1 protein-coding gene is annotated in these 514 nt (G+C 77.6%); it reads right to left on the bottom strand.

Annotation, left to right across the window (positions count from 1 at the left end; translation table 11 throughout):
* Positions 1-26 precede the first annotated feature (26 nt).
* Positions 27-514, bottom strand: a 488-nt coding sequence (locus AC2W7G_RS18405; RefSeq protein ID WP_485869702.1) for a hypothetical protein, incomplete at its 5' end; no start/stop codon positions are given.

Raw genomic sequence — 514 nt, 5'->3', positions numbered from 1 at the left:
CCCGCCGGCTGCTGCGCTGAGCGTCCTCAGCCGAGCGCGACCGGGTAGGCCACGAAGAGGCCGGCGGCCGCTGCCGCCGCGGTGAGACGCAGCATCGACACGAGCAGCGAGCCGAACCGCGGACGCAGCCGGGTGACGCCCCACCAGGCCAGGAGCACCGACACGGCGGGCATCGCGGCCCACGCGTAGCGCCACGCGTCGGCGAGCCCTGTGGGAAGTCCAGGCCGAGCCGGGTCACCAGCCACGAGACGCCGGCGGCGTACCAGGGCAGCAGGAGCACGAGGCTGCCGCGCCAGGCCGCCGCCCACGTCAGGCGCCACGGCCCGGGCGTGCCAGCGGGTCACCACCGAGCGCGGGACGGCCTCGCCGACGGCCGGACCGGCCAGGGCCGGCAGCAGCGCACGTCCGCGCAGGGCGAGCCCGCCCAGCACCAGGAGCAGGGTGATCGCACCCCAGTCCAGCGACGGCACGAGGGTCGCGGCGCGTCCCGCGTGCTCCGCGGCCACGAGCTGGT

The organism is Aeromicrobium sp. PFPM2_SD2 (assembly GCF_057364525.1).
This window is presented reverse-complemented; position numbering and strand designations above follow the sequence as displayed.